This window comes from Arthrobacter sp. G119Y2 (genome assembly GCF_038069765.1).
Taxonomy (GTDB): Bacteria; Actinomycetota; Actinomycetes; order Actinomycetales; family Micrococcaceae; genus Arthrobacter_B.
The window spans coordinates 247,723-260,907 of record NZ_JBBPFS010000003.1 but is presented as its reverse complement, the minus strand read 5'-3'; the positions used below and the strand labels follow the sequence as shown (position 1 = coordinate 260,907).

Below are 13,185 nucleotides of genomic sequence, written 5' to 3'. Positions count from 1 at the left end.
GGTGTCCGCCGGCATGGCAAACTAAACTCTTGTGTGCGGGGCGACCTGCACATTTTCCGCCCTGGTGTAATGGCAGCACCCCGGCCTTTGGAGCCGTGGAGTATAGGTTCGAATCCTATGGGCGGAACGGCAGCAGTGCCGGTCCACACCCCCGGTGGCCGCCCCCGGCGGCCGTCCCATATCAGGAGCGCTTCTTCGTGAACACCCAGGAAACTGAATCCACCGAAAGTGCCCTCAGCGGCGGACCCGCAGCAGTTATTGTCCTGGCGGCCGGAGCCGGCACCCGGATGAAGTCCCGGACACCGAAGATCCTCCACCCCGTCGGCGGCACCTCCATGGTCGGCCACGCGCTGGCCGCAGCCCAGGCACTGAATCCCCGGGCCCTCGCCGTCGTTGTCCGGCATGAGCGGGACCGGGTTGCCGAGCATGTCACCGCTGCCGCTCCGCAGGCGGTCATCGTGGACCAGGACGACATCCCCGGCACCGGGCGCGCGGTCCAGGTGGCCCTGCAGGCACTGGATGCGTTCACTGCACTGGAAGGCACCGTCGTCGTAACGTACGGCGATGTTCCGCTGCTGGAGGCTGACACGCTGCGCGAGCTCGTTGCCGTCCACCGGGTCGACGGCAACGCAGTCACCGTCCTCACCGCCCACCTGGATGATCCCACCGGTTACGGCCGGATCCTGCGCGCTGAAGACGGCACCGTCACCGCGATTGTCGAGCACAAGGACGCCGACGACGCCCAGCGCGCCGTCACCGAAATCAATTCCGGGATTTACGCCTTCGACGCCGCCGTGCTCCGCGACGCGCTGGCGAAGGTCACCTCGGACAACTCGCAGGGCGAGATGTACCTCACCGACGTCCTCGGCCTGGCCCGGGCCGGCGGCGGCCGCGTCGCCGCCGTCGTCACCGGTGACTTCTGGCAGGTTGAAGGCGCCAACGACCGCGTCCAGCTCGCCGCGCTGAACGCCGAGCACAACCGCCGCAACCTGGTCCGCTGGATGCGCGCCGGCGCCACCATCGTTGATCCCGCGACCACCTGGATCGATGCCGGCGTCACCCTGTCCGAAGACGTCACCATCCTGCCCGGCACGCAGCTGCACGGCACCACCACTGTGGCGCGCGACGCCGTCGTCGGCCCGGACACCACCCTCACCAACGTGAGCGTGGGGGAGGGCGCCAAAGTGGTGCGCACCCACGGTTCCGATGCCCGGCTGGGCGCAGGGGCCGACGTCGGCCCCTTTGCCTACCTGCGCCCGGGCACCGTCCTGGGCGCCAAGGGCAAGATCGGCACGTTCGTGGAAACAAAGAACGCCGACATCGGCGCCGGTTCCAAGGTTCCGCACCTTTCCTATGTGGGGGATGCCACAATCGGCGAGCAGTCCAACATCGGCGCGGCCTCCGTTTTTGTGAACTACGACGGCGTCAACAAGCACCACACCACCATCGGATCGCACGTTCGGATGGGCAGCGACAACATGTATGTGGCCCCCGTTACAGTCGGGGACGGCGCGTACAGTGGAGCTGGAACAGTGGTTCGCAAGGATGTTCCGGCCGGTTCCCTGGCCATCAACGTAGCGCCTCAGCGCAACCTCGACGGCTGGGTGCTGACCAACCGTCCCGGCACGGCCGCAGCCGATGCAGCGGCATCGGCCAACGCCGCCACTGCCTCCAAAACCTCTTCCTCAGAAACTGATTCCCCCACGCGAGAAAGCGATCATTAATGAGCAGCGAGATCACCGCACAAGGTGAAAAGAAGCTTGTCCTTGCCACTGGCCGGGCACACCCGGAGCTGGCCGAGGAGATCGCACGCTGTCTTGACACGGACCTGCTGCCCCTGGCGTCCTACGACTTCGCCAACGGCGAGATCTACGTCCGGCCCGGAGAGAGCGTCCGCGGCACCGACGCCTTCGTGATCCAGGCGCACCCGGCCCCCATGAACAACTGGCTGATGGAACAGCTGATCACCGTTGACGCACTGAAGCGGGCCTCCGCCAAGCGCATCACCGTGGTGTCCCCGTTCTATCCGTACGCCCGCCAGGACAAGAAGGGCCGCGGCCGCGAACCGATCTCGGCCCGCCTGATTGCTGACCTCTACAAGACCGCCGGTGCGGACCGCATCATGAGCGTGGACCTGCACACCTCGCAGATCCAGGGCTTCTTTGACGGGCCCGTGGACCACCTGATGGCAATCCCGCTGCTGGCTGACTACATCCGCACCCGTGTTGATGTCTCGAACGTCACGGTGGTGTCCCCGGACACCGGCCGTGTCCGCGTCGCCGAGCAGTGGGCCGAGCGACTGGGCGGCGCCCCGCTGGCCTTCGTGCACAAGAGCCGTGACCTGACCGTCCCCAACCAGGCCGTGTCCAAGCAGGTTGTCGGCCAGGTTGCCGGGCGCACCTGCGTCCTGATTGACGACATGATCGACACCGGCGGAACGATTGCCGGCGCTGTCCGCGTCCTCAAGGAGGCAGGCGCCAAGGATGTCATCATCGCCGCCACCCACGCCGTGTTCTCCGACCCGGCGGCCCGCACGCTGGCCGAGTCCGGCGCCCGCGAAGTAGTGGTGACCAACACGCTGCCGATTCCCGCCGCCAAGCGCTTCGAGCAGCTGACCGTCCTTTCGATTGCTCCGCTGATCGCACGGGCCATCAAGGAAGTCTTCGAAGACGGTTCCGTTACGAGCCTGTTCGACGGCAAGGCCTAGTTCCTCACGGAGCAACCCTCCTTCATCACTGCGCTGCCCGTTCGGACTTCGGTTCGGACGGGCAGCGTGCTGCTGGTAGGATGGTCTGCGATGCCTAGGCGAGGGAGAGGCCCGGATAGATTCGGGCACTACTCCGTTATCGACGGTGGCTGGCAACTTCTGACCGCACGGACCTGATCTCCGGATCGTCCACACGGCGTTGTTCCCATACCGGCGCCTTCGTCCCGGCAACCACGGAACATCCAATATCAGGAGTTTGAAATGTCTGAGCAGAAGCTCGCAGCAACCGTCCGCACCGAATTCGGCAAGGGTGCGGCCCGCAAGGCACGCGTTGCCAACCAGATCCCCGCAGTCATCTACGGCCACGGCGCCGAGGTCATGCACATCCTGCTGCCCGCCAAGGCCACCACCCTGGCCGTCCGCACCTCCAACGCCCTGCTGGAAATCGACGTCGACGGCGAGTCCCACCTGGCCCTGGCCCGCGACATCCAGCGCGACCCGATCAAGCAGATCATCGAGCACATCGACCTCCTGACCGTCCGCAAGGGCGAAAAGGTTGAGGTTGAAGTCAACGTCCACGTTGAAGGCGAACTGGCTCCGGGCTCCTCCGTCTACAACCAGGAAGCCAACACGGTTCTGGTTGCAGCCGACGCCACCAACCTGCCGGAGACCATCGTTGTCAGCATCGAAGGCCGCGAAGCCGGACAGCACATCTTCGCTTCCGACCTCGAACTGCCTGCCGGCGTCGAGCTGCTGCTGGACCCCGAAACCATGATCATCAACATCTCCGAGTCCACCGTCCAGGACCTGGGTGCTCCGTCCGACGAGCAGATTGCCGATGCAGCTGCTGAAGTTGGCGCCGAAGCTTAATCCACTTCCGGGGTCTGCTCCCCGTAACGGAGCCGTCCGGTTCTTGTCAAAGGAGCAGTACCTGCAGTGAACAGCAATACCTGGCTTGTAGTCGGGCTCGGGAACCCCGGGCCCGGCTACAGCCGTAACCGGCACAATATCGGCCAGATGGTCCTCGATGACCTGGCCTCGCGGGTCGGCGGGAACTTCAAGACCCACAAGTCCCGGGCACAGATCCTTGAAGGACGCCTGGGCATCGGGGGGCCGCGCGTGATTCTGGCCAAACCCCTGACCTACATGAACCTCTCCGGCGGACCGGTTTCGGCGCTGAGCAAGTTCTTCGACATTCCCGCGTCGAACGTAGTGGCGGTGCACGACGAGATCGACATCCCGTTCAACACCGTGAAGCTGAAATCAGGCGGCGGCGAAGGCGGCCACAACGGGCTGCGCGACATGAGCAGGGCGCTCGGCACCAAGGACTACCTGCGGGTCCGCGTCGGCGTCGGACGGCCGCCGGGCCGGATGGATACCGCCGACTACGTCCTGAAGGACTTTCCGCCGGCCGAGGCCAAGGAACTTCCCTTCCTGATCGGTGATGCCGCGGATGCCGTCGAGCTGCTGCTGACCGAGGGGCTCACTGCCGCACAGCAGAAGTTCCACTCCGTCGCCCCGTAGCCGCACAGCCCCACAGCCGTCCGGCAGTCGCACAGCCGCCCGGCACCCCGGCCGCACAGGCGCCCGGTAGCCCGGCAGCAAGTAGCCCGCGCAGGAAAACGGGTACGGCTCCCGTCACGGCAAAGACGTCCAACCCCATTGTTGGACCCCTACCTCGGGCCTAGAATTTAGATATGCCCACGGGCATGCAAAGCTGGGGCCGGCGTCGGGAGGCCTCCGAGACTGGGCCACCCCCATCCCGGCGCCGGTCCCTTATACGATAACCGGGCATCCGGCGCCATTTTGGCGATTGGGTGCCCGGTTTTTCATTTTTCCCCGGCTTTTACTCTCCGGGTTTTCCCGTGCTCCTTCCCCCGGACAGGTTCACAAGAACATGCCTTTCTATGTTCTGGACTAAATCCGCCGTCGGGCGGTACGCTCACTCCAGACCGGCACCACAACCATCATGAGCACCAACAGCACCAATCTTTGAGGCCGTCTGCGGCTGGTAACCGCAGGTGGTCCCGTTGGCCGGAGATGTGGAAGTACCAATTGTGTGATGCCGGGGGGCGTGGTTTTAGGGATGTTATCCGAGATCGAAAGTGTTCAGGATCAGCTCGTGGGCCGCGAAGAGGCGCTTGCAGAGCTGGCGCACGGGCTGGAGACAGCCGCGGGCGCCGTTGTGGTGGGTCCGGCAGGGATCGGGAAGACAGCGCTGATCCGGGCAGCCGCAGCCAACCCGGCCTTTCATCCCGTCACCATTCGCGGCAGCCGTATTTCCGGTAAAACACCTTTCGGTGCCCTGGCCTGGGTAATTTCTGAAATGAGCGAAGGTATTGCCTCGCGGCCCGAGCAGCTCCTGCAGGAACTGGGCTCCCTGCTGAAACAGCGCGCCGGCGGAAAACGCCTCCTGCTGCTGCTGGACAACGTCGAGTATCTCGACGATTGGACCGCAATGGCCGTGTCGCAGCTGATCCGGAGGTCCGGAGCCAGCGTGCTCGCCACCGCCGAGCACTTTTCAGAGTCGGCGCCGGACATGCTGGCGCTGTGGACGGAGGGCCTGTTGCATCGCGTCGACCTCGGCCCCCTGCCCCTGGAACAGACCCGGGAGCTTATGCAGAAGCTGCTGGGCGGCCCGGTCTCCACCATGGCTGCCCAGTCAATGCAGCGCCACTCGGGAGGGAATCCGCAGATCGTCACGCTCCATACCCGCGGTCAGGCCGATGAAGGATCGTTGGCCCGGCAGGACGGCGTCTGGGTGCTCGCCAAGCCGCTGGTCTTCTCCGGACAAGTGTCGGAAGTGATTACGGCCCGGCTCAAGCGCCTGCCTCCCGACGAGAGATCCCTGGTCCAGCTTCTGGCACTGTCAAGCGACCTCCCCCTCACCGCCGTCCTGAAATTGTTCCCGGCCGAGACCGTTGACTCGCTGGAAGAAGCAGGCGTTGTGGAAGTGTCGGATCAGGGAGTCCGCCTCGCCAGCCGCGGAACCGCTGCAGCCATTGCCGCTGCCATAGCCCCCGGCCGCAGCCGCGAGCTCTGGGAGGAAGTGTCGGCGCTGGTGGACCCCACGGCGCTGAGCCCTTCCGCCGTCATCCGGTTCGCCCGGTGGACCCTGGCCTGCCAGGGCACCCTGGATCCGGAAACTGCGCGCAGGGCTGCAAGACTCTCCTCGGCATCCGATGATCCCGAGTCTGCACTGCGGTTTATCCGGGCGGTTCCCGGGAACCAGAGGACCCCCGCCATGCTGTTGGCCGAGGTCGAGGCTTTGAAAGAGTCCGGAGACCATCACGCAGCACTGGGTGCGCTTGGCCGGCTTCCGTCGTCGCCGCCTCCCGGTGATCCGGAAACCTGGGTGGCTCTCATGCTGCAGAAGGCGGCGCTGCTGCGCCTGTTGCCCGGCCATGACAGCCCGGCGGAGGTACTGGATACCATCGCCGCCGAAATCCGCGGCCTGCCCGCAAACGAAGCACCGCACACGTGGGAAGCGAGGGTGCTGCTGATGCGCAGTACCCTCGCCATCGACGGGGGGCATCCGGGTGAGGTGCCGGAGGGGCTTGGAGCCCTCGCCGCGGACCGGTCCCTGGATCCGCCTCTCCGTCTGCAGGCAATCGCCCTGCAGGCTCAATTCCTGGCACTGTCCGGAAACGCCGCAGAGGTGCTGACACTGCTCCAGTCCTTTAAGGACGGATTCCAGGGCACCCTGGGGGCCAATACGCTCGATTCCGTACATCTGCGGATGTACCAGGCACTGGTGGCCGCCGGCGAGCACCTGCAGGCGGAACAACTGGTGACGGAACTGGTCGACGGCGCCAACCGGCGTGCTTTCCGGGGCAGCGCCGGTGACGTTGCAACCGGCCTGGTCCATGCACTGGGCGGCAGGCTGGACAGCGCGTTGGCAGCCCTTACGAGTGCTGCCGGCCAGATTCAGCTGCAGGACCCCTTCGACGTCCTGCCCCTGGTGCAGGCTCTCTCCGCACATGTCCTGGCCGTCCGGGGAGACCTCGGGGAAGCCGGCCGCGCTGTGGCCTCCGTGCCGGACTACAGATACCGGCCCCAGGAACTGGTGCGGCTGCTGACGCGTGCGCTGGAGACGGAGACCCGGCTGGCCGGAGACCCGGAAAAGCTCTGCGGTGAGCTGCGGTCCATGGCTCTGCGTTGCCTGGAGACGGGCATGGTTCCGGTGGCACTTCACTGTCTTGCGGCAGCAACCCGTCACGGCGATCCTGCGGCCGCGCGTGAACTGGCTGCGGCTGCGGCTGCTGCAACGGGCCGCTGGGCCCGAGCGCTCCATTGCTTCGGTGCCGGGCATGAGCAGGCGAGCCCGGCGCTGTTGCTGGAAGCCGCAGTAGGAGCGGTGCTCCTGGGCAACGAACAATTGTGCAACAGTGCTGCCCAGGCTGCCCTTCAGCTCCTCCGCGGCCGGACCGACAGCGGCAGCAGGGCGCTGGCGCGGAATGCGCTCAAGCTCGAACACGACAGCTTCCGCAAACTCCGTGAGGCCAACGGCATCCAGGCGCGGATGGCCGCGCTGACTCCGTTCGAAGCGGATCTTGCCCGGCGCGCAGCCGGCACTGCGACGCGCAGAGAAATAAGCGAGGACTTGCACCTGTCTCCGCGGACCATTGATTGGCACCTGGGTAAGATCTTCGACAAGCTGCATGTTTCGGGGCGCTCGGAACTCGGCGAGGTTCTGCGGTAAGCGCGCGGTGCCGGAAGTCAGGGGGAACTCGTGATGCAGACAGCTGCGGCGCGGCCGTTTGTGGGTCGGGCGACCGTGCTGCAAGCCGTGCTGTCCAGCGTGCTGCGCCCCGGCGGGCACGGCGCCGTAGTGGTGGCCGATGCGGGGATGGGCAAGAGCGCACTGGCCGGTGTCCTGGCGGAGCAGCTGGATGGCCGGATTCCCGTGCACCGGATCCACACCAGTTCATCGCTCTCACAGGTTCCCTACGGCGCCCTGGCCCCGCTGATCTCCGATGTGGATCCGCTGAATGCCGACTCGCCGCTGGCCGTCATGCGCTCGCTGCTGCATCGCCTCTATCCGGAGCGGGGCAGGGCCGAGCCCGCAGCCGCACCGTTGTTGATCGTCGACGACGCCGATGCGCTGGATGAGGCAACGGCAGACCTGCTGGCGCAGCTGGTCGCCTCGGCGCAGATCCGCATCCTGCTGCTGGCACGGCGGATCACCGATGTTCCCGCCGGGCTCTCCAACCAGGTGTGGGAAGGTGTCCTTTCCCGGCACGAGCTGCAGCCGCTGACGGAGGAGCAGGTCCATGAGCTGTGCGTGCAGGTGCTGGGCGGGCCGGTGCTGACCAGCACCAGCGCAGACCTCACTCTCGCCGCCGGCGGAAACCCCATGCTGATTCTGGCCCTGCTTTCGGAAACCATGCGTGCCGGCAGCCTCGCGGCCCGGAACGGAGTCTGGCTGCTGCGTGCGCACATGCTTCCACCGGAAGGGCGGCTGGGCGACCTGCTCAGGGCGCAGCTGTCGGGGCTGAGCCGGGACGAGCGAGACGCCCTGGAGCTCATTGCGCTGGCCGAGCCGCTTCCGGCCGCCACAGCGTTTGACCTGGGACTGCACCGGTCCGTCGACGCGCTGACCGAAGCAAAACTGGTGAAGATTTCCACCGGTCCGTCGCGGCTGCTGCAGCCCCTGCACCCCCTCTACGGCGAGGTGGTGCGCCGGCTGGTTCCGGCAGCCCGCAGCGCGCGCCTGCGCCAACGGCTGCTGGCCTCCGGAGCAGTCGGGGGCCGCGCCGACAACCTGCTGCGCTGGGTGAGCTGGTCGCTGGACTGCGGTGCCGTGGTGAGTGATGCCGAGCTGGTTGAGGCGGCCTACCGCGCCAACAACGCCTTCGACAGTGCTGCCGCTCTCCGGGCAGCCGGAGCGGTCAAGGGGCCGGAACATTCCCTGGCCGCCCGGGTCCAGGCTGCCAGGGCCTGCTACCAGGACGGAGACAGGGGCTCGGCGCGGGAACTGCTCGACGGCGTGATGGAGGCAGCCGCCGACCTCACCACGCTCAAGATGGCCGTGCTGATCCGGGTGCAGTTGTACTTGCACGAGCAGTCCGGGGTCTCGGAACTAAGCGCCGTTGCCGCTGACTGGCTCGCCGGCGTCGACCGCATTGGGGCCGGCGGCAACCCGGATGCGGAACTGGCGGCGGACATGATGTCCTCCCGCAGGGGAGCACGGCTGCTGGATCTTATGGGCAGGGTTTCCCACGGCGAACTGCAGCCGGCGGAGGAGGAATTGACCGAAATCCTCGCTGACGCACGGCAGGCCGGCGATGATGAAGCCATACTCGTGGCGGAGGCACTGCTCGCCGAGATCTTTACCGCTACGGGCCGGGTGCGCGGGTCCTATGCCTTAAGCCAGGATGCGCTGGCTGTCCTGGATAGAGGCGGGCACCGGTTCATGTCCTACTACCACTTTGTCCTGCAGCGCCATTTGGCTGCGCTGCTGTGGCTGGGGGACTGGGACAGCCTGCAGGCTGCAGCGCAGCACGGCACGGCCGGAGTGTTCGGGGCACTTGTCAGGGTAGCCGGTGTGGTGGACCTGGCTGTTGCCGTTATGCACCTGCGCAGGGACGATCCGGCAGGAGCACTGAATTACCTGTCCGCAGCCGTTGAGGGACTTCGGACGCACGATGACGAGGGGATGCTGCCGCTGGCGCTGGCACTGGGCGCCTTTGTGGCCGCCTCCGTCGGCCGGCGGGAGCAGGCTGAGGAGCTGCTCGCCGAGGGGGCGGGCCTCCAACCCCGGGGAGCCGTTGGGTATCAGCTGCTGAGCCGCGGTTACAGCGTTGGAGCCTGCTCGGTCCTCTCCATGCCCCGGGATGCCCCGCAACAGCTGCGGGATTCTATCGACGAGGCCGAGCGGTTGGGCTTCATGGCTGTGGAGCTGGAACTGAGGATTCTGGCCCTGATGCTTGGGGATTTGGACGGACTGGGCAGGCTGGTGAAAATCACGGAGGAGTTTGAGGGGCAGCAGGCACAGACCGCAGGGCGGCTTGCGCGTGCCTTCCTCGATGAAGACGTCGAGGAGCTCCTGCGCTTCGGGGTGGACCAGATGGAACCGGGATGGGGGCGGCTGGCCAAGCGATGCAGCGACGAAGCTCTCCGGCTTGCAAGGGCCAACGGTGACCGGGCGCTGCTTCAACGGGTTCACAAGGCGCTTAACAAGAAGAACGGCCATTCCCCGGACCAGGTGCTGCAGACAGGGGCGCCCCTGCTGACCCGCCGGGAACGGGACATCGCAGCCTTGGTTATGCAGGGCTACCGGAACGCTGAAATTGCTGAGCGGCTTTTCCTATCCGTCCGAACTGTTGAAGGCCACATCTACCGAACCTTCGAGAAGCTGGGAATCAGCCGGCGGGAGGACCTGAAACAGGATCTGCTCACCGGTAACAACCAAGGCTGACCCGGCTGCAGCCGGCCATCCCCGTTGTGGTTCCTGCCGGGGACCGGCTCCTGCAACAGTCAGTACCCTGGGCCCGCCTTAAGGTACTTCCACGTAGCCGGAAGTTCGCCGGTTGGGTATCCGGTACCCGTGCCGCACGCAGAATGCAGACCTAGGGTGGGGATTGGTTCTCGGCAGGCTGGTTCCTGCCGGGGAGCAGGTCTCGGGAAAAGTCAGCCGGCTGTGAACCTCCAGCCCCACAACGCGCTCTGTCAATTCTTAAGGGTCCCGATGAGCACGCTTCAACAACCAGGCCCGCCCACACTGCCCGCCCCCGCGGGCGGCCAGGGAACGGGCCCGGTCTCTCCGAGCCGAGTCCGCTCAGCCGGAGCGGCAGCGCCGCCGAAACCCGGTGATGCGCGCGATACTGCACTCCGGGCGGTCCTCGCCGCCCTGCACGGTCCCGGCGCCGTCATTTTGGGGGCCGGGGGAATCGGTAAAACCACACTGGCCCGTGAAGCGGTGAGCCGCTACGGCGGGTACAACGTGCAGCTGCGCGGCAGCACCCTCTCGGCCCAGACTTCCTACGGCGCCCTGGCCTGGCTGCTCAGCGACATGCCGCAGGAAGAACTCGCCAACCCGGTCCACGTGGTGCGCGCGCTCGAATCCCTGCTGATCCGCCAGGCCTCCGGGCGGCGGATCGTCCTGGTCATAGATAACGCGGAGGAAATTGACGACCTCGGCGTCCTGGTCACCTCCGAGCTTTGCCGCCGGGGCACTGTGGCACTGCTCCTCATTAGCGGGGACCTTATCCGGTGCCACAAGGAGTATGTGAGGCTTTGGACCGACGGGTCGCTCAAGCGCATCGATCTCGCCCCGCTGGATCTGGAACGGACCGGGGAGCTGCTGGCCGGAAATGCCGGCGGGCCGCTGACCACCAGAGCCCGGCACATGCTGTGGCAGCAAAGCAGGGGTAACCCCCTTTTGGCGTCCCTTCTGTGCCGGGACCACATCAGTTCCAAGTCGCTGGTCCAGCGCCGGGGTTTCTGGACCTGGGCCGGTCCGCTGGTCCACTCGGGTGAACTGCCGGAAAGGGTGGAAACAGTGCTGCGGCGCTTCACTCCGGGGGAGCGGCGCGCCGTCGAAATACTGGCGCTGTGCCGCGAGCTGCCGATGGAGATTGTCCTGCAGCTTGTTCCTGCCCACACGGTGGACGCCCTGGAAGAGGCATCGGTCCTGACCATCAATGGAGGGCACGGCCAGCCGGTGCGCCTGGCCTGGCACCTGCAGCCTGCCACCATCGCCGCCAGGATTCCGTTCGGCCGCAGCAGGGACCTTTGGTCAGAGGTGACACGGGTGGTGGACGCCGCTGCCCTTGCCGGAGCAACCGCCGCCGGCCTGGCTGCCTGGTCCCTGTCCGTGGGAATTGCACCGGAACCCGGAACGGCGCTGGCGGCGGCGCGCTGGGCCAATGAAACCGGCGATACCGGTGCCGCCCTCCGGTACGCGCGCGCCGTGGCCGCACCGCGTCCCCTCGCCGTCGTACTGGAGGAAGCCGATGCGCTGCGCGCCGAGGGCAGGCATGCCCAGGCGCACGGGGTGCTCGCCGCGGCGGAAACCGCAGTTCGGGAAGCCCCACGCGAACTGCAGCTGAGGGCCCTGACCGGCCGTGCCCTGAGCGCCGCCCGGACCCCCGCCTGTGCTGATGTCCCGGAGCACCTGCTGGAACAGGCCGAGCGGATTCTGCCCGAGGATTCCGGTGCGCGTCCCGGCCCCCGGCTGGAAGTGACGCTGGCGCGTGCGGAACTTTTGTCCCTGGCCGGCAGGTTAGGCGAGCTGCCGGCATCCCTGGCGGACGATTTCGCTGATCCCGCCGCACCGCCGGACCTTCGGCTGTGGGCCGGCATCCGCCGGGCTCAGCAAAGTGCTGCCGCCGGCCGGTTTAGTGAAGCAGGGGCCCTGGCGTCCCAGATCCGCGCCCGGCTGTCCGCGGGCCTCCAGACCGATGTCCGCACGCGGGAACTGCTTTTCCACCATCTCTTCTTCCTCCTGATCCGGTGCGGAGAACTGGAAGCGGCACTGGGCATGGCCCGCTCCACCGTGGAATCCGGGAACGTCTCGGGGCTGCATACCTCCACCGGCGTCGAACTCCCCGTGGGACTGGTTCACGCCTACGCCGGGCGCAGTGATGCGGGCCTGGAATCCCTGCAGCCGGCGCTGGCGCAGCTGGAATCCCATGATCCGGACAATCTCATGCCGCTCGCTGCGGCTGCTGCAAGATACTGTGCCCTGCTGAAGCGGGAAACCGATCCGGTCATGGAGCTGCCGTCCCCGCTGGAAGCCGCCGGCCGGACCGACCCCGCCATCGACTCGGCAGTCCGCTATTTCCGCATCCTTGGATCACGGTCAGGCCAGCCGGCGGCGGCAGCGGCAGAGCTGCACCGCTATGCCGCCGAGGAGCTGCGGGCAGGCGATGTTCCCAATGCGCTCCTCGGGTTCTCCGCCGCGGCGCTGCGCGGGCACCGTGCCGCAGCCCGGGACCTGGCGGCAACAGCCGCGGCAGCAGACGGGACGCCGGCGCATGTGTACGGCCAACTGGCCGCCGGGCTGCTCACCGATGACATAGCAGCCCTGATCCGGGCCGCGGAAGCAGCGCTTGGGCAGCGGAACAGCCTCCTCGGACACGGAGCTGCGCACGCCGCCCGTATGCTGGGCGACGGCCACGCCACCCGCGCCGTCGTCCGGCGGGCCCGGCAGCTGGAGTATGAGTGCTTCCGGGCACTGTCGCCGCTGAACAGCGTGGAACACGGACTGACACAGCTCGGTGACTTCGAGCGGAATCTGGCGCTCCAGGCTGCCGCCGGAGAAACAAGCGCCGCCCTGGGCCGGAGCTTCCATCTCTCGGCCCGGACGGTGGACTGGCATTTGGGCCGGGTGTTCGCCAAGCTGCACGTTTCGGGACGAACCGATTTACGCAATGCCCTGTCCCAGCTGACCGAGTAGTCTTCGGGCAAGTGGCGCCGGTGATGCCGGTGGTCGGCACGCCCGAAGCGGCAGCATCACGTGGTTTCGGGTAGTG

Annotated in this window: 7 protein-coding genes and 1 tRNA gene; all 8 read left to right on the top strand. The window is 66.8% G+C overall.

The genetic code is table 11. The features are described from left to right. Positions 1-55 precede the first annotated feature (55 nt). The 8 genes from WKB88_RS07725 (at position 56) to WKB88_RS07690 (ending at position 13,109) form a co-directional block, all read left to right on the top strand. Positions 56-127 (top strand) — tRNA-Gln (locus WKB88_RS07725). A gap of 70 nt (positions 128-197) precedes the next feature. Continuing rightward, positions 198-1,724: a bifunctional UDP-N-acetylglucosamine diphosphorylase/glucosamine-1-phosphate N-acetyltransferase GlmU gene (glmU, locus tag WKB88_RS07720; RefSeq protein WP_341393956.1), complete on the top strand. Its 1,527-nt coding sequence runs from the start codon at positions 198-200 to the stop codon at positions 1,722-1,724. Next, positions 1,724-2,707 carry a ribose-phosphate diphosphokinase gene (locus WKB88_RS07715; RefSeq protein WP_341393955.1) on the top strand — a complete coding sequence of 328 codons (984 nt, stop codon included), beginning with the start codon at positions 1,724-1,726 and terminating at the stop codon, positions 2,705-2,707. Before glmU ends, WKB88_RS07715 begins: the two co-directional genes overlap by 1 nt. A gap of 261 nt (positions 2,708-2,968) precedes the next feature. Next, positions 2,969-3,577 (top strand): 50S ribosomal protein L25/general stress protein Ctc, encoded by a 609-nt coding sequence (locus tag WKB88_RS07710; protein ID WP_341393954.1) that lies wholly within the window; start codon positions 2,969-2,971, stop codon positions 3,575-3,577. 66 nt (positions 3,578-3,643) lie between these two features. Continuing rightward, entirely contained in the window at positions 3,644-4,231 is a 588-nt protein-coding gene (gene pth / locus WKB88_RS07705; protein ID WP_341393953.1) for an aminoacyl-tRNA hydrolase, read from the top strand. A 562-nt stretch (positions 4,232-4,793) separates the two neighbouring features. After that, on the top strand, positions 4,794-7,409 hold the full coding sequence (locus WKB88_RS07700) for a helix-turn-helix transcriptional regulator (RefSeq protein ID WP_341393952.1): 2,616 nt from the start codon (positions 4,794-4,796) through the stop codon (positions 7,407-7,409). A gap of 33 nt (positions 7,410-7,442) precedes the next feature. Continuing rightward, the gene (locus WKB88_RS07695; RefSeq protein ID WP_341394243.1) at positions 7,443-10,127 is read left to right on the top strand and encodes a LuxR C-terminal-related transcriptional regulator; all 2,685 of its coding nucleotides are present in this window, start codon (positions 7,443-7,445) and stop codon (positions 10,125-10,127) included. Positions 10,128-10,397: 270 nt separating this feature from the next. Beyond that, positions 10,398-13,109, top strand: a complete 2,712-nt coding sequence (locus WKB88_RS07690; RefSeq protein ID WP_341393951.1) for an AAA family ATPase — start codon at positions 10,398-10,400, stop codon at positions 13,107-13,109. Positions 13,110-13,185 lie beyond the last annotated feature (76 nt).

Excerpts from the sequence above, each read along its gene's own strand:
- WKB88_RS07695 (WP_341394243.1), top strand. The coding sequence starts at position 7,443 with ATGCAGACAGCTGCGGCGCGGCCGTTTGTGGGTCGGGCGACCGTGCTG.
- WKB88_RS07710 (WP_341393954.1), top strand. The coding sequence starts at position 2,969 with ATGTCTGAGCAGAAGCTCGCAGCAACCGTCCGCACCGAATTCGGCAAG.
- WKB88_RS07690 (WP_341393951.1), top strand. The coding sequence starts at position 10,398 with ATGAGCACGCTTCAACAACCAGGCCCGCCCACACTGCCCGCCCCCGCG.
- WKB88_RS07700 (WP_341393952.1), top strand. The coding sequence starts at position 4,794 with ATGTTATCCGAGATCGAAAGTGTTCAGGATCAGCTCGTGGGCCGCGAA.
- WKB88_RS07715 (WP_341393955.1), top strand. The coding sequence starts at position 1,724 with ATGAGCAGCGAGATCACCGCACAAGGTGAAAAGAAGCTTGTCCTTGCC.